This window comes from Bacillus thuringiensis (genome assembly GCF_001595725.1).
Classification (GTDB): Bacteria; Bacillota; Bacilli; order Bacillales; family Bacillaceae_G; genus Bacillus_A; species Bacillus_A thuringiensis_K.
The window spans coordinates 1,010,080-1,025,794 of the sequence record NZ_CP014282.1 but is presented as its reverse complement, the minus strand read 5'-3'; the positions used below and the strand labels follow the sequence as shown (position 1 = coordinate 1,025,794).

Here is a 15,715-nt window from a genome sequence, read left to right as displayed (position 1 = left end):
TTTCTTAAATAAATGAGGTGTCTGCGAAACGTAAATTACGATAATGCTTTTTCAATCCCTCTTCAGAAAACAGGAAGCTGAGTCAGCTTCCTGTTTTTCGTGTTTGTTCTCTTATGTAATTATGGTAAAATACGGCTAAGGATATTTGAAAGGATGAGATCAATGAATCATACAGCAGACAATTGTATTTTTTGTAAAATCATTGACGGGCAAATCCCTTGCTCAAAAGTATACGAAGATGAACATGTGCTTGCATTTTTAGATATTAGTCAAGTAACAAAAGGACATACTCTTGTTATTCCGAAAGTTCACAAACAAGACATTTTTGCGTTAACGCCAGAAATCGCATCACACATTTTTTCTGTCGTTCCAAAAATCGCAAATGCGATTAAAGCAGAGTTTAATCCAGTTGGCTTTAACCTACTTAACAATAACGGTGAAAAAGCTGGACAAACTGTGTTCCACTTCCACCTTCATTTAATTCCACGCTACGGTGAAAAAGATGGTTTCGGTGCTGTTTGGAAATCACATCAAAATGAATACACTATGGAAAATTTACAAAACATCGCAAGTACAATTGCAAATAGTGTGAAATAATGACACTATAAGAAGGCGTAATACATAACAAGCCACTTCCCTGAAGTCATCAAATTCCGCATGGCTTGTTTCTTCACTTAAAATGCTCAGGGATGATTGTTTGTGCATAGCACAGATAAGAAAGATATGCATATTTTTTCCATCATGAATACGAACAAAAAATAAGGAGGTCTCCTTTTATGTCAAAAGCTAAATCCTTTATTACAGGTGTTATTTGCGGCGGAGCAGTTGCTGGACTAGCTGTTCTTTTCTCAACTCCTTCTTCTGGTAAAGACATGCGCGGCAAGTTAAAAGAAAAAGGAAATGATATTAAAAAGACTTTAGCTGATATTACAGCTGATACGAAATTATTAAAACGTCAAATCGTTGAAACTGCTTCAGAAGGTAAAGAAGTGTTTCAAGAATTAAAAGACGATATGCACGATACACTTTCTAACTGGAAGCAAGATATTTCTCAAAACAAGCGCCATATTGAGAAAGAAATTTTGGACATCCAAAAGTCAATTGAGAAACTACAAGAAGCTGTTCCGGAAAAAGCGTAAACAAATTCCTGCTTAGTTTTTTGCATATAACAAATATTTTTTATATAAATTGACCTTGACACGGCATATCGTATAGATATGCCGTGTTTTTATGCATTTACAATATATGTTATCACTTAACATGTAAGGACAACGTATGTATTCACGACTCATAAAACGCTTCCATAGTTATGCATGATTTGTATAGAATGTCATTTTTCCGAAAAATTTTCACAATTCTCACAAAAAGACTTTATTAATTTTTATTTTACTGGCATAATAGATAGTAATGAAAAAAGAATGTTAAAGTGGGTGAGTAAATGAAAAGTGGAGAAAAAGATTACTCGGTAAAAGAAGCGATGATTTTCAGCCAACGCATTGCTCAATTATCGAAAGCGTTATGGAAATGTGTAGAGAAAGATTGGCAGCAGTGGATTAAACCTTACGATTTAAATATTAATGAACATCATATTTTAACAATCGCTTATCATTTAAAAGGGGCTTCTATTTCTGAGATTGCTAAGTTTGGAGTTATGCACGTATCAACAGCGTTTAACTTCTCGAAAAAGCTGGAAGAACGCGGCTATCTTGTATTCTCAAAAAAGGAAGATGATAAACGAAATACGTACATTGAAATTACAGACAAAGGGGAAGAATTACTACTTCGCTTAATGGAGGAGTATGATCCTGAAAATAATTCAGTGTTTAATGGGGCTCTTGCACTTCGTAATTTTTATGGGAAGTTCCCAGAAAATATCGAACTGATTGCAATCCTGCGTAATATTTACGGACAAGACTTTATCGATATTTTTGAGAAATCATTAGAAGATATTGAAGAGAACTTTACAGAATCCGATCAAAAGTTAGTTAAGAAATAATCTATTTATTTTTTCGCAATCATGCTTAAGAATTCATTCATAAGCGGCTTAAATAAACCTTGTTTTGCTAGCGCTTCCGCAGTTTCGTGTACTTCGAGCTGATGTGGAAGCGCTTTTTCAAATTGATCTAACAGCGCATCGAACAAAAGAAGCCCTTCTGCTTTCTCCACTACATATTGCTCGTTCAGTTTTTCACAAAGATTTAGTATACGTTCAATATCTTTCTTACGAGCTTTTTTCTTTATGATCAAAGAATAAAATGGACACTTCTCTTCATCAATCATTTTAAATAGTAGGTCTACATAGTATTCAGCTTGTTCTAATCTTCTAACAACGTCCATTTTCTCCCTCACTTTCTAACACAAAGTCTTCTATTTCTGAATTTTGTAACACGAACAAAATATCGTGTGATACAATATATGTATATGTATTTTAGCCAAAAGGAGGTCTCGCCTCATGACACTTATAACAGTTGTTTTTGTCGCATTCGCACTTCTTGTTATATTTTACACGAATTTCATGACACATACACTGTGTGAACGAAAACAAATAGCTGCGAGCCGCCAGCCCGGTGTCTTTCGGGTTATTAATGTATGTATAACAATTTTATTAATTTCTAGTTATATAGAAATTATATTTCATGGAAAGTGAGGAAGGAAAGCCCCTTCCTCACTTTTTTCCTCTATAAGCAAATTATACCTACAATAACCAATAAAATAAACAGTACAAGTAATAAAATAAGTTGAGAATTCATCCCCATCCCCTCCTCTATTCTGTATATGCGGCATGCGCCCAATATGGCACACTTTCAAAATCTGACACGTGCTGGTTAATTTTTCTTTATCAATATGAAAACGGTTCGAAATATGATATATTAAATTTTGTACATATTGCTTATACTATAGAACAAAACATTCATCAAAACTTTATCCTCAGCCACGGTAAGCCCTGTTAAGCGCGCTTTACCAATATAAAAAAGCAAAAGTATCAGTGAGACTTAATCGGGCTCTTATGAATCAAAATTCATTGGTGTAGGATAAATTAAAAATACATAATAGTAGGAGTGTTTATTGAATGAAGAAAGCTATGCTTGCCTTAGCCGCAACAAGTGTAATCGCATTATCAGCATGTGGAACATCATCATCAGACAAAATCGTTACATCTAAAGCTGGTGACATTACAAAAGAAGAATTCTACGATCAAATGAAGACACAAGCTGGTAAACAAGTACTAAACAACATGGTTATGGAAAAAGTACTTATTAAAAACTACAAAGTTGAAGACAAAGATGTAGACAAAAAGTTCGATGAAATGAAAAAACAATACGGTGATCAATTCGATACACTATTAAAACAACAAGGTATTAAAGAAGAAACTATAAAAACTGGTGTGCGTGCTCAATTAGCTCAAGAAAAAGCTATCGAGAAAACAATCACTGATAAAGAACTAAAAGAAAACTACAAGCCTGAAATTAAAGCAAGCCACATCCTTGTAAAAGATGAAGCTACTGCGAAAAAGGTAAAAGAAGAACTTGGACAAGGTAAATCTTTCGAAGAGTTAGCGAAACAATACTCTGAAGATACTGGTTCAAAAGAAAAAGGTGGAGACCTTGGCTACTTTACTGCTGGTAAAATGGTTAAAGAATTCGAAGATGCTGCTTATAAACTGAAAAAAGATGAAGTAAGCGAGCCTGTAAAATCACAATTCGGTTACCACATCATTAAAGTAACAGACATTAAAGAACAAAAACCATTTGATGAAGTAAAAGGCGACATCAAAAAAGATCTAGTTCAGAAGAAAGCACAAGATGCTGCATTCATGAATGATCTTATGATGAAAGAAATCAAAAAAGCTGACGTAAAAGTTGACGATAAAGATTTAAAAGATCTTTTCGAAGAGAAAAAAGCTGACGCTAAGAAAGACGAAAAGAAATAATGAAAAGCTCGGGATTAGCCCGAGCTTTTTTTATGTATCCTCTTCATTAACGAAAGTTTATTTTGTCATTCATTTAACTAAAACCATCTTTTATGCATTTCACTTAAAAACGTTTCTGTTATTTTACATCCAGAACTTTCTCCGATAATAGAGTCAATCCCGCAATGCGGACAAACTGCTGTGTTATCATCATCCCACCACTCTGTAATTTTTTCTGGATGGAAAATTTCTAAACAATAGAAACAACCACATATAACATCCTTTTCTAAGTGCTTTCTATTACGAGAACAAAAACGATGTGCTTCCTCAAAATATTTTTCCATCAGTATCCCCCTATTCCTGATTTTCTGCTTTGGTTTACTTACATTCTCCTTAATAAAATTACAATTCTCCCTTAAAGAAAAACAAAAAAAACCTCGATTCACGCCACACGGAACCAAGGTTTATCTTATTATCATTGATTAAATGAAAAAACTATGTTAAATTAGAACAGAAACACGTTTCACAAAACAAAAGGAACGTATTTATCCGTATCTTAATTGTACACCAAAATACATCTTCAGTCAACCTCTATTTTTCACTTTTAAAGGAGTGCTTACCGTATGAATAAAAAACTTGATTTAGAGCAAAAACGATTGGATACCGTAATCGAAACGATTACGCAGCAAATTGATAAACTGGAAAACGAAACTGGCAGACGCCGGGCAGAAGTAATCAATATTCGTAAACACTTTTGGGATGACGTAAAAGTGAATACTGATACTTTTGATGATTACCTTGAAACAGTTATCAACTTAAGACAACAAGCTCAGTCACTAGCTGTTACACAAATTACCCATAAGCACACCTTTAATCGACTTGCCGCATTAAGACGTATGCATAAAGCACCTTATTTCGGACGAATTGATTTCAAAGAAGAAGGAGAATCTGCCGCGGATCAAATTTATATCGGCGTCGCTACACTTACTGATGCAAGCGGAGAAAACTTCCTTATATATGACTGGCGCGCACCTATTTCGAGTGTGTACTATGATTATCCACCAGGACCTGCTGAATATAGTACACCAGACGGCGTAATCCACGGTAACGTGGAGAAAAAATTACAATACATTATTCAAAATGGCGAGATTGATTCTATGTTCGATACGAGCCTTACAATTGGTGATGAAATCTTGCAACAAGCGCTTGGAAAAGGCACGAACAAACATATGCAAAGCATCGTTGCTACGATTCAGCGCGAGCAAAATGAAATTATCCGTCACGATGAAGGCCGACTCCTTATCGTGCAAGGAGCCGCTGGTAGTGGTAAAACATCAGCTGCATTGCAACGAATCGCCTACTTACTATATAAATATCGCGAATGGCTAAAAGCAGATCAAATTATTCTCTTCTCTCCTAACTCTATGTTCAATAGCTACGTTTCTAACGTACTACCTGAACTCGGTGAAGAAAATATGCAGCAAGTTACATTCCAAGAATATTTAAATCATAGACTAAGTAAGTCATTTGAAGTTGAAGATCCTTATGAGCAATTGGAATATATGTTAACTGAAACGAATAGCCCTACCTATAAAACGAGAAATGCGAGCATCCGATTTAAAGCATCCACTCAATTTTTCGAGATGATTAGAGCGTACAGACAATCTCTTGAATCTTCAGGTATGCTATTTAGAGGAATGAAATTTAGAGGAAAACTAATCGTCTCAGCTAAAGAAATTACAGAGCAATTTTATAATACTGACTCCTCCCTCCGCTTCCATAGTCGAATTGAGAAGTTAACGGATTGGCTAAATAAGCAAATAGATGCACTTGAAAAAGCAGAACTGAAAAAGCCTTGGGTAGAAGAAGAAATTGAATTACTTAGTAAAGATGAATACCAAAAGGCTTATAAATATTTACAGAAAAAAGGCGAGTTTGACGACAACTCCTTTCATGATTTTGAAAAAGAAACGAGAGTACTTGGACGTATGATTGTCCGTAAAAAAATGAAGCCACTTCGTAAAGGCGTTCAAACATTGCGTTTCATCAATTTCACAGGCATATATAAACAGCTCTTCACAGATGCATCATGGGTTACTGGGGAAAAACCGAAAGAGTGGGATGACATTTGCTCATTAACAGTAAACATGCTCGATGAAGGAAAACTATATTACGAGGACGCAACTCCATTTTTACTTTTAAAAGAGTTAATTGAAGGCTTCCAAACGAACAGATCGATTAAACACGTACTCGTAGACGAAGCGCAAGATTATTCGCCGTTTCAGTTCGAGTTTTTAAAACGTCTCTTCCCTGCCGCGAGAATGACAGTACTCGGCGACTTTAACCAAGCGATATTTGCTCATGCGAGTGAAACAGTTAATTTCGATACACTTACAAATTTATACGGTCCAGACGAAACAAACGGCATTAACTTAACTCGTAGCTATCGCTCCACAAAACCGATTATTGAATTCACACGCGCTCTCGTACCGGAAGGCAAGAACATTCACGCCTTTGAACGTGACGGCGAGAAACCCACAGTGACGAAAGTAGCGAATGAGAGCGAACTGCACGAACATATTACTGCCAAAGTTGCTGAACTACAAAAAGAGCAGCACAATACAATCGCAATTATATGTAAATCCGCAGCTGAAAGCGCCGCTGCATACGAAGCACTTAATCATATCGATAATATTAAACTCGTGAAGAGTAACTCAGCCGAGTATGAGCAAGGCATTGTCGTGATCCCTGCTTACTTAGCGAAAGGTATCGAATTTGATGCCGTTATTATTTACGATGCTTCTAAAGATGTGTACAGCACTGAGAGCGTTCGTAGATTGTTCTACACTGCTTGTACGCGCGCGATGCATGAGTTGCACCTTTATAGCGTTGGTGAGGTTAGTCCTTTTGTGCTTGGGGCTGATTCGTATAGTTTTGAGCTAATAACTAAAACACCTTGATGATTATCAAGGTGTTTTTCTCATTCTAAAAGGAATATCTTTACGTCGATATACACTTAACACAATTCCCATTATAAATGCATGAAACAGAGTTGGTATCAATCCGTAGCTAATAAATGGTAATGATATAGAAACACGTGGTAATATCCCGAGGGTCATGCCAACATTACAAATAAAATGGATTACAAAAAGAGTCACTCCGCCAACGAGAAGCAATTTACCATAACCATCATTTATTTTATAAGCTATGTTCATTATTCTTACTGCAAAAAGAGAAAGAATCACGACAAGAACTAGCGCAAGTACATATCCATAATAGTAAGTCAAACTTGCAAATACAAAATCAGTATGAGTAGCAGGGATAGACTTTATATTTCCATATGTACCAAACCAACCTGCCGATGCCATTGCCTCTTTTAAACGTAAATACCATTGATCATGCTCTGGGTTTAAAAACCCTAAAATTCTAGCTATCCGGTATTCTTTTACAGCAGACCAGGAAAATAAATCCCTAATAATAAAGAAACAAATCGGTAACATTGTAATGAGCCATGCCGTTTTCTTTCCTAGCTTACTCCACCAAAGCATAACAAATACCATCGTAATATAGATGAAAATTGGTAAAAGAATTGATGTAGTTGAAAATAGATATAAAGAAAATACGTACAACATGAGAAGATGCATAAGCTTTAACCTACTATTATTGAAAAAAGAAGCCCAAGCCAGAAAGAAGAATGGTATCGTCATTAAACAGTCAATTGTGATGGGACCAATTTTTATGATTGCCTCTCCAATCACGTAACCAGTCGGAAAACATTTTATCATTAATAAGATCAGTACCCCAATTGTATAAAACAACCATCCAAACCTCTCTAACTTCCGATAATCAATCAGCATTATCCCAACAGCTGTTACAACACCGAGAATAACAAATATCACCTTATTCATGAATAAGTCAGCATGTCCAAAAGTTATAACCGGCAAAAACCCTAACCCCATCGCAGCCACTAATAAACCAATTAAAAACCAATCCACCTTTGGTTTATACAGTTTGTTAAGTTCTTCGCCAAGTTTGACCGGACTTCCCATTTGTTCAACGGCCTTATCTTCCGCAACTGCCTCACTTAACCCTTTCCCTATCCACATATTCTTCGTCTGTTTTAAGTGAAATTCTAGTTCCGTTACCACCAAGTCCTTCGCTTCTTTTGATTTAATATGGTTCGTAACTTCCTTTAAAAAACGCTCCCCTTTTTTGTTCAATTTTTTCTCACTCCTGTACTAATCCTTTTAATATAAATCGTGCCTTCGTAGCATTCTTCTCTGCCTTTCGCAGCATTTTATTTCCTTTATCATTTAATTGATAATATTTAGCTCCCGCGTGATCCCAGCTAGATTGGATAAAGCGATTCTGTTCTAGACGATGTAATAAAGTGTATAGAGACCCTTCATCACCTTCGAATTTTTGAATCCCTCTCCCTCTTAGTAACTGCATCAATTCATAACCTGTTTTTTCATTCATAAGAAGTTGTAACACTGCTAAAAGGATATCTTCTTCCTTTTCGGACGATTGCTTAATTTTTTCGCGCACCTGCTTCTGGTGTTGATCAGAAAAACTCAAATGTTTAAACGTTGTGTTCTCCATTGATTTTCGCAAGCCTTTTAATCGATCTTCCATTTGATTATCCCTCCAATCCTTTCTTCAAAAGCTCCTTCGCTTTTTTCAGTCTCGTTTTTATCGTGTTTTCTTTCACGTCTATTACAGTAGCAATCTCTTTAATTGATAATTCTTCATAATAAAATAGATAAATGACTTCTCGGTATTTTATCGGTAAATTCATTACCGCAGAAGCGAGCTCACGATCCTCCGCATTTTGCATAACAGTTTGTTCGACACTATCATTTTGAACCCCCATATAAGCAGATTCATCCTCTGTCACGATCACCTTTTTGTTATACCAACTTTTTATATAGTCCTTACATTGATTAATCGCAATTCTCCATAACCACGTTTTCACATTCGACTTCCCTTTGTATGTATGAAGAGACTTATAACATTTCACAAATATATCTTGCGTTACATCCTCAGCGATTTCTTTATTGTTTACATATGAATACACAAGCTGCAGGACTTCTTGTCCATACTTGTTCATGATTTCATCGATAAGGAGTTCCTTATCTTCTATTTCAAACGCTTCTACCGTTAATTCATCCACATCATTTCCTCCTTCCCATATATTAGACGACGCACTGTATGAAAAAGTTTTATAAATTTATAAAAAATACGGACGGCAATCACGTTTTTTATAAAACACTTTCCAGCCACTTACATATAATAAACCGAATAGTCGTTACAATACATTCACTTAAAGAGCGCCTCTCTCCCAAGGCGCTCTTTCAGTTTGTGATAAGGGTTTTATCGTAGTGCTCTAGTAGTTCTGGATCTTCATAAATGTTTTTATCAAATTCATCATCCAAAAGCTTCTAGGTAATTTTCTTTGAGCAGGGTGTATCCTCCGCTAAATTAAAAAGAGAACTCATTTAATTTAATAGTTCGCCTTTTAAATATTACCGCAATTTTCTATGTTAAAATTAATGTTGGAGGTGTTTCTTATGGAGGAATTGCAAGAAATTTTAGAGAAAAGCAACTATACATATGCAATAATTCAACACGAAAAACCGATACACTCAAGACAAGAGGGCTCAGAGTATTTTGGGATTGAAGTTGGGCAAACAGCTCCAACGATGATACTAAAAACCGATAAAGGCTTCTTTGTGTTAATTGTATCTGGAAGCCGTAGTAAAATTAATTTTGAGAAAATAGCTAATATTTTAGGTTGTAGTAAAGTGAAATTAGCATCTCCAGAGGAAGTTCAAAAAGTTACAGGCTTTCAGGTAGGAAGTGTTCGTATGGTAGGTCTTGATTTACCTTGTGTGATAGACAAACGACTTTTCCATTATGATTATATTTACGGAGGTACTGGTCAATCAACATTTACTTTAAAACTTGAACCACAGGCCTTAAATGAATTAAATCAAGTGATCGCAACTTTCGATTAATAGGGAATACTACATTTTCTTGTTTAACAAACGGGTGCCATTTTTTGAATAAAACCTAAATTTCCAAACCACTTTATTGTTATATTTTTTTAGTGTAGTAAAGTATCTTACATCAAGATTAAACAACTATATTTTTAACCCCGTCCTAAATTTAGAACGGGGTTATACTTGTTTGGGCTTTTAAATTAAATAACTTTATTGTCATTTTACAATATCTACATTTAGTTTTGGATTTTCTGCTAACTCTTCAGTCGATTCAACCTCAATTTCTGAAGTGAACGGAATTACATACAGATATACCATCTAGATTTTAGGATCATAAGTAATTAATTTTTTTATGATACACCTCATATCCGTATTCATTTGTCTTGTTCCCTATTTTAAAACATAATACAATTGAAATGTAACTTAATAAGCTATAACTAGTAGGTGTGGTAATCATCTCTTCCATTTTGAAAAAAGGGGGGAGGTGATAAAATGATCGCGATGTTTGTCATTAAATTAGTGTACGGTATCCTAACCGGAGCTGGCGTTGTCATCGGTAGAAGATACGTCGGTCCGTGGCTAATTTCTGTATACAAAAAAGCGAGAACCACCCTGCTTCGTGGAAAAGGTAAGGGCGGTTCTCGGCTAAAACGTTAATGTAATTGTCTTATAACCGCACCTACTACCACCACAATAGCAAGTTAGGTTACACAAGGCAGAAGTTTCTCAGGCTTCTGTCTTCTTTATTTTATGCAAAATTCATACTACATACTCTATCATCATTGTAACACATTTTATTTATTTTTAGTCAAGATAAAAAACACCTGAAGGGGTTCCCTTCAGGTGTTTCTCTATTTTACGCTAACGCAGCCGCCTGCTCTTGTTGATCTACAGGAATGACAGCGTCTGTTAATGCTTTTTCTAGTTCAGCTGTATATTTCATTTGTTCTTCTTTGCTCCAGCCTAGTTTCGCAGCCATGTAGTTGATTACTGCTTCTTTCCACTCGTATACCCAGTGGATGTTGAAGAATACAGCGCCTCTGCGGCGTACGAAGAAGTCAACTGGTTTTGCTGTCATTTCGTAATCCATTGCGTATACAAGCGGGATTAGAACGTCAAGCGGCATGTTGTATTCTTTCGCTTCGTCTTTATGTTTTTTCGCTAAGTCAAATAGTACGTCAACGTTAGAGCCGTAGAATTTCGCGAATTCTTCTGCTTGTGCTGTTGTTAAACCATATTTCGTACCTTCGCCAGCTTTTTTCGCAACGAATGCTGGGAATCCGTGTGAACCATCTACATGTCCACCAGAGATTGGCATATGTTTCGTGTCGCTCTTCGGATATGCGCTATGACCTTCTTTTTGTAGTAAGTTCGTTACGTAGTCTACTACCATTTCAGCCATTTTGCGGTATCCTGTTAATTTACCACCTGCGATTGTAATTAAACCAGATTCAGAAGTCCAAATTTCATCTTTACGAGAAATTTCAGATGCACTCTTACCTTCTTCATAAATTAACGGACGTACACCAGCCCAGCTTGATTCAATGTCTTTCTCTGTAATTTTCACGCTTGGGAACATGTAGTTAATCGCATTAATGATGTATGTGCGATCTTCTGTTGTCATTTGTGGTACAGCTGCGTCTTTATCATAGAACGTATCTGTTGTACCTACGTATGTTTTTCCGCCGCGAGGAATCGCGAACACCATACGTTTATCTGGTGTATCGAAGTAAATTGCTTGACCTAATGGGAAACGTTTTTGGTCAATTACTAAGTGAACACCTTTTGATAACTGAAGTACTTTTCCTTTTTTCGAGTTATCTTTTTCACGAAGTGTATCTACCCAAGGGCCAGCTGCGTTTACAATTTTCTTACCGTACACTTCATATACTTCACCGTCTAGTAAATCGATTACACGTACACCGCATACTTTTCCATCTTTATATAAGAAACTGTCTACTTTTGCGTAGTTAACAGCTTTTGCGCCGTGCTCAATTGCTTCTTTCATTACTTCAATTGTAAGACGCGCATCATCTGTACGATATTCTACGTAGTAACCGCCGCCTTTTAATCCTTCTTTTTTTACAAGAGGCTCTTTGTTTAATGTTTCTTCACGGTTAAACATCTTTCTGCGCTCGCTTCGTTTTACACCTGCTAAGAAGTCGTATACACGAAGACCAATTGATGTACTAAATGATCCGAACGTACCGCCTGTATGGAACGGAAGTAACATCCACTCTGGTGTTGTTACATGGGGACCGTTCTCATATACGATCGCACGCTCTTTACCCACCTCTGCTACCATTTTCACTTCAAGTTGTTTTAAATAACGTAGACCACCGTGTACAAGCTTCGTTGAACGACTTGATGTACCTGCTGCAAAGTCCTGCATTTCAAACACAATTGTTGATAACCCGCGTGTTGCTCCATCTAATGCAATACCAGAACCAGTAATACCTCCACCAATTACGATCACATCTAACTCTTGTTTATTTACTCCGTTTAATACGTCTTTACGTTGTTTACTTGAAAATTTCATGGTAATTCCTCCCTTTGATAACGAAAAAAGAGACCACAAACTCCGCTATAGATTTCGCCTCTATAGCGCGTTGTGGTCTCTCCAAATCTCCTACCGAATTATTAACTTGTCACCATTATAACACTGTTTATGATTATTTGAAAGCTTTTGTTGCTTCAATTGCTTTTTTCCATCCAGCATATAGCTCTTCGCTTGTTTTCGCTTCCATCGTTGGCTCAAAGCGTTTGTCCATATGCCACTGTTCTTTAATTTCATCTTGGTTTTTCCAATATCCAACTGCAAGACCAGCTAAGTATGCTGCACCTAGAGCCGTTGTTTCGTTGATCACTGGACGCTCTACAGGAACATCTAAAATATCACTTTGGAACTTCATTAAGAAGTTATTTTTAACCGCTCCGCCATCAACGCGTAATGTTTTCAGTTCAATACCTGAATCTGCTTCCATTGCGCATAATACATCTTTCGTTTGGTAAGCTAAAGATTCTAGCGTTGCACGAATGAAATGCTCTTTCGTCGTACCGCGTGTTACACCAAACATAGCGCCGCGTACTTCACTATCCCAATAAGGTGTTCCTAGTCCAACGAATGCTGGTACAACGTATACACCATCAGTTGATTCAACGCGATTCGCATACACTTCACTCTCACTTGCATCTTTAAACATGCGCATTCCGTCACGTAACCACTGAATTGCAGAACCTGCTACGAAAATACTTCCTTCTAATGCGTAGTTTACTTTACCATCTATTCCCCATGCAATTGTTGTTAATAGACCGTGCTCAGAAGCTACTGCTTTTTCACCTGTGTTCATTAACATGAAGCAACCAGTTCCGTAAGTATTTTTCGCCATACCTTCACCGAAACAAGCTTGTCCAAATAATGCTGCTTGTTGGTCACCAGCTACACCTGCAATCGGTACATTTTGGCCGAAGAAGTGATAATCAATTGTTTCTCCGTAAATTTCAGATGATGGACGCACTTCTGGAAGCATGCTCTTTGGTACTGTTAACATTTCTAGAAGCTCATCATCCCACTGTAAGTCGTGAATGTTAAACATTAACGTACGTGATGCGTTTGAGTAATCTGTTACGTGTGCTTTACCACCAGATAGTTTCCATACAAGCCACGAATCAATTGTTCCGAATAATAGATCGCCGTTTTCTGCTTTCTCTCTTGCACCTTCAACGTTATCTAAAATCCATTTTACTTTCGTACCAGAGAAGTATGCATCAATTAAAAGACCTGTTTTTTCGCGAACCATTTCGCTATAACCTTTTTCTTTTAACTCATCACAAATTTCAGCTGTTTGGCGAGATTGCCATACGATTGCGTTGTAAATTGGTTTACTAGTCGTTTTATCCCAAACAACCGTTGTTTCACGTTGGTTCGTAATACCGATACCAGCGATTTGTTCTGGTTTTACATCTGCTTCACTTAAGCAAGTTGCGATAACTGCTAAAATAGATCCCCAAATTTCTTGTGCATTATGCTCTACCCAGCCCGGCTTTGGAAAATGTTGTGTAAACTCTTTTTGAGCTGAATGAACAATTTCACCTTTTTTATTGAAAAGAATTGCGCGTGAGCTTGTTGTTCCTTGGTCTAATGAAAGAATATATTTTTTCATATCGGTTTCCCCCTTATGCTACTTTTCTACTATTTGTATTGCTTCCGCTTTTTTTACTTGTCATATAAGAGATTGCTAGTACAATCACAGTTGCGATAATCACATAAATAAGTGCTGAATTTTGTTTTCCTTCAAATACAACTTGATGGAATAAACCTGCAAGTGATCCACCTAAAATTGGACCAACTACTGGAATCCATGCATACTTCCAGTTTGAACCGCCTTTTCCTGCAATCGGAAGGAAGAAGTGTGCGATACGCGGACCTAAATCACGTGCTGGGTTAATTGCGTATCCTGTTGTCCCACCTAATGATAAACCAATACTTACAATTAAGAAACCTACGATGAATGGATTTAATCCATCTGCAAATTTATTTGCACCAATTGCTAATATACCAAATACTAAAACGAATGTTCCAATCATTTCACTTAAAAGGTTTGCAAATGTGTTCGGAATTGCTGGACCTGTTGCAAATACACCTAACTTTGTTCCTGGATCTTCTGTTTCTTTCCAGTGTGGTAAGTAATGTAAATATACGATAACTGCCCCGATAATTGCCCCAATCATTTGTGCTACGATATAACCTGGTACGTCACTCCATGGGAACGCTCCCTTAAATGCTAATCCTATCGTTAAAGCTGGATTCAAATGTGCCCCACTAATTGATCCAACCGCATACGCTGCAACCGCTACTGCTAAGCCCCAGCCCATTGTAATAACAATCCAACCTGAATCTTTCGCAAACGATTTCTTTAAACTTACACCAGCACAAACGCCGCCACCAAGTACGATTAACAACGCAGTCCCTATTAACTCTCCTAAAAATGCTGACATAGTATCCCTCCACAATCAATTTAAACGCTTCCAAATGTGATAGAGGTAAAATGAATGGCCATTCGTTTTTGTCAAAAGAAAAAGACCCACAGCTTGCACGCTTCTATATACATTTATATAGAAACAATGAAATGTGGATCTCTACTTTTCTCCGTCACGTTTATTAACTTGTCTATAATGTTAACCGTAAATGAAAGCGGTGTCAACGAAAAAATTCACATTTTCGTCACTTTTTTTGGTAATGTTTCCATAGTTCGCGTTTTGATGTCGTAATTGCTGTCGCACCAGCGTTTAAAGCTCTTTCCACATCTTCTACAGTACGAATAAAACCACCTGCTAAAATCGGTACACCAGTACGCTCTTTCACTTCAGCAATAACATCCGTTAATGCTCCAGGAAGTACCTCAATATAATCCGGTTTCGTCTTATCTAAAAGATTGCAGCTCTTCTCCATCGCACTCGAATCGATTAAAAAGATGCGTTGTATTGCCACAACACCTTTTTGCTTCGCCTTCATAATAACGCTCGCCTTTGTTGAAAGTAACCCGTACGGTCTAAACTCCTGACATAAATATTCCGTCGCATGCCCATCACTCTGCAAACCATGAATTAAATCCACATGTAAAAACACCTTTTTACAATATTGCTTCGCAAGTGATATAACACTCTTCAATTGACCGACATGAATATCTAAAATAACGATATATTCATACGAACTATGTAATAGCTTTTCCAAATCTTTAATTTGCCTCACTGCCGGCAAAATCTTCTGTTCATGAAATTCCATTCTATATGTCCCCTTCTT

General features: G+C 36.8%; 16 protein-coding genes and 1 pseudogene. 7 read left to right on the top strand and 10 right to left on the bottom strand.

Translation table 11 applies throughout. The annotated features are described in order from the left end of the window. Nucleotides 1-162: 162 nt before the first annotated feature. The 3 genes from AXW78_RS05200 to AXW78_RS05190 all read left to right on the top strand — a co-directional run bounded on the left by AXW78_RS05200 (nt 163) and on the right by AXW78_RS05190 (nt 1,996). Nucleotides 163-597, top strand: coding sequence for an HIT family protein (locus tag AXW78_RS05200; protein ID WP_001016835.1), 435 nt, complete (start codon nt 163-165; stop codon nt 595-597). 179 nt (nt 598-776) lie between these two features. Then, complete coding sequence (locus AXW78_RS05195) at nt 777-1,139, top strand: YtxH domain-containing protein (protein WP_000030300.1); 363 nt, start codon at nt 777-779, stop codon at nt 1,137-1,139. A gap of 299 nt (nt 1,140-1,438) precedes the next feature. After that, entirely contained in the window at nt 1,439-1,996 is a 558-nt protein-coding gene (locus tag AXW78_RS05190) for an HTH-type transcriptional regulator Hpr (protein ID WP_000834924.1), read from the top strand. A gap of 5 nt (nt 1,997-2,001) precedes the next feature. Here the strand turns inward: AXW78_RS05190 and AXW78_RS05185 are convergent, their stop codons facing one another. Further along, nucleotides 2,002-2,337, bottom strand: a complete 336-nt coding sequence (locus AXW78_RS05185) for a DUF1878 family protein (protein ID WP_000383655.1) — start codon at nt 2,335-2,337, stop codon at nt 2,002-2,004. A gap of 115 nt (nt 2,338-2,452) precedes the next feature. Between AXW78_RS05185 and AXW78_RS05180 the strand changes: the two genes are divergently transcribed. After that, a complete protein-coding gene (locus AXW78_RS05180; protein ID WP_000172690.1) occupies nt 2,453-2,647 on the top strand; it encodes a hypothetical protein in 195 nt (64 codons plus the stop codon). A gap of 423 nt (nt 2,648-3,070) precedes the next feature. After that, complete coding sequence (gene prsA / locus AXW78_RS05175) at nt 3,071-3,931, top strand: peptidylprolyl isomerase PrsA (protein ID WP_000710057.1); 861 nt, start codon at nt 3,071-3,073, stop codon at nt 3,929-3,931. Nucleotides 3,932-4,008: 77 nt separating this feature from the next. Here the strand turns inward: prsA and AXW78_RS05170 are convergent, their stop codons facing one another. Further along, the gene (locus AXW78_RS05170; RefSeq protein ID WP_000417114.1) at nt 4,009-4,254 is read right to left on the bottom strand and encodes a hypothetical protein; all 246 of its coding nucleotides are present in this window, start codon (nt 4,252-4,254) and stop codon (nt 4,009-4,011) included. 279 nt (nt 4,255-4,533) lie between these two features. Here AXW78_RS05170 and helD point away from each other — a divergent pair, with 279 nt between their 5' ends. Further along, nucleotides 4,534-6,870, top strand: a complete 2,337-nt coding sequence (gene helD / locus AXW78_RS05165; protein ID WP_061883863.1) for an RNA polymerase recycling motor HelD — start codon at nt 4,534-4,536, stop codon at nt 6,868-6,870. A gap of 6 nt (nt 6,871-6,876) precedes the next feature. Here helD and AXW78_RS05160 read toward each other — a convergent pair whose 3' ends face one another. Genes AXW78_RS05160 through AXW78_RS05150 form a run of 3 tightly spaced genes read right to left on the bottom strand, consistent with a single transcriptional unit; the run spans nt 6,877 to nt 9,083 of the window. Beyond that, entirely contained in the window at nt 6,877-8,130 is a 1,254-nt protein-coding gene (locus tag AXW78_RS05160; RefSeq protein ID WP_061883862.1) for an FtsW/RodA/SpoVE family cell cycle protein, read from the bottom strand. Nucleotides 8,131-8,137: 7 nt separating this feature from the next. After that, nucleotides 8,138-8,545, bottom strand: a complete 408-nt coding sequence (locus AXW78_RS05155) for a PadR family transcriptional regulator (protein WP_000390149.1) — start codon at nt 8,543-8,545, stop codon at nt 8,138-8,140. Nucleotides 8,546-8,549: 4 nt separating this feature from the next. Next, on the bottom strand, nt 8,550-9,083 hold the full coding sequence (locus tag AXW78_RS05150; RefSeq protein WP_000344022.1) for a sigma-70 family RNA polymerase sigma factor: 534 nt from the start codon (nt 9,081-9,083) through the stop codon (nt 8,550-8,552). A 397-nt stretch (nt 9,084-9,480) separates the two neighbouring features. Between AXW78_RS05150 and AXW78_RS05145 the strand changes: the two genes are divergently transcribed. Next, nucleotides 9,481-9,927, top strand: coding sequence for an aminoacyl-tRNA deacylase (locus tag AXW78_RS05145; protein WP_000391907.1), 447 nt, complete (start codon nt 9,481-9,483; stop codon nt 9,925-9,927). 210 nt (nt 9,928-10,137) lie between these two features. On the opposite strand, the pseudogene AXW78_RS35650 reads toward AXW78_RS05145, so the two are convergent. From AXW78_RS35650 to glpP, 5 genes and pseudogenes are all read right to left on the bottom strand, one after another. Then, a pseudogene (locus AXW78_RS35650) lies at nt 10,138-10,266 on the bottom strand (DUF2283 domain-containing protein); the annotation flags it as partial. Nucleotides 10,267-10,768: 502 nt separating this feature from the next. Further along, nucleotides 10,769-12,451, bottom strand: a complete 1,683-nt coding sequence (glpD, locus tag AXW78_RS05140) for an aerobic glycerol-3-phosphate dehydrogenase (RefSeq protein WP_000672831.1) — start codon at nt 12,449-12,451, stop codon at nt 10,769-10,771. A gap of 133 nt (nt 12,452-12,584) precedes the next feature. Next, nucleotides 12,585-14,075 (bottom strand): glycerol kinase GlpK, encoded by a 1,491-nt coding sequence (glpK, locus tag AXW78_RS05135; protein ID WP_000760009.1) that lies wholly within the window; start codon nt 14,073-14,075, stop codon nt 12,585-12,587. A 13-nt stretch (nt 14,076-14,088) separates the two neighbouring features. After that, a complete protein-coding gene (glpF, locus tag AXW78_RS05130) occupies nt 14,089-14,910 on the bottom strand; it encodes a glycerol uptake facilitator protein GlpF (protein WP_001272200.1) in 822 nt (273 codons plus the stop codon). A 226-nt stretch (nt 14,911-15,136) separates the two neighbouring features. Further along, nucleotides 15,137-15,697, bottom strand: a complete 561-nt coding sequence (glpP, locus tag AXW78_RS05125) for a glycerol uptake operon antiterminator GlpP (protein WP_000394285.1) — start codon at nt 15,695-15,697, stop codon at nt 15,137-15,139. Between the last annotated feature and the right edge of the window lie 18 nt (nt 15,698-15,715).

Bases quoted from the DNA above. Each gene is read 5' to 3' on its own strand.
- AXW78_RS05190 (WP_000834924.1), top strand. From the start codon at position 1,439: ATGAAAAGTGGAGAAAAAGATTACTCGGTAAAAGAAGCGATGATTTTC.
- glpD (WP_000672831.1), bottom strand. From the start codon at position 12,451: ATGAAATTTTCAAGTAAACAACGTAAAGACGTATTAAACGGAGTAAAT.
- AXW78_RS05155 (WP_000390149.1), bottom strand. From the start codon at position 8,545: ATGGAAGATCGATTAAAAGGCTTGCGAAAATCAATGGAGAACACAACG.
- AXW78_RS05170 (WP_000417114.1), bottom strand. From the start codon at position 4,254: ATGGAAAAATATTTTGAGGAAGCACATCGTTTTTGTTCTCGTAATAGA.
- AXW78_RS05180 (WP_000172690.1), top strand. From the start codon at position 2,453: ATGACACTTATAACAGTTGTTTTTGTCGCATTCGCACTTCTTGTTATA.
- AXW78_RS05145 (WP_000391907.1), top strand. From the start codon at position 9,481: ATGGAGGAATTGCAAGAAATTTTAGAGAAAAGCAACTATACATATGCA.
- AXW78_RS05200 (WP_001016835.1), top strand. From the start codon at position 163: ATGAATCATACAGCAGACAATTGTATTTTTTGTAAAATCATTGACGGG.
- prsA (WP_000710057.1), top strand. From the start codon at position 3,071: ATGAAGAAAGCTATGCTTGCCTTAGCCGCAACAAGTGTAATCGCATTA.
- helD (WP_061883863.1), top strand. From the start codon at position 4,534: ATGAATAAAAAACTTGATTTAGAGCAAAAACGATTGGATACCGTAATC.
- glpP (WP_000394285.1), bottom strand. From the start codon at position 15,697: ATGGAATTTCATGAACAGAAGATTTTGCCGGCAGTGAGGCAAATTAAA.
- glpK (WP_000760009.1), bottom strand. From the start codon at position 14,075: ATGAAAAAATATATTCTTTCATTAGACCAAGGAACAACAAGCTCACGC.
- AXW78_RS05185 (WP_000383655.1), bottom strand. From the start codon at position 2,337: ATGGACGTTGTTAGAAGATTAGAACAAGCTGAATACTATGTAGACCTA.
- glpF (WP_001272200.1), bottom strand. From the start codon at position 14,910: ATGTCAGCATTTTTAGGAGAGTTAATAGGGACTGCGTTGTTAATCGTA.
- AXW78_RS05195 (WP_000030300.1), top strand. From the start codon at position 777: ATGTCAAAAGCTAAATCCTTTATTACAGGTGTTATTTGCGGCGGAGCA.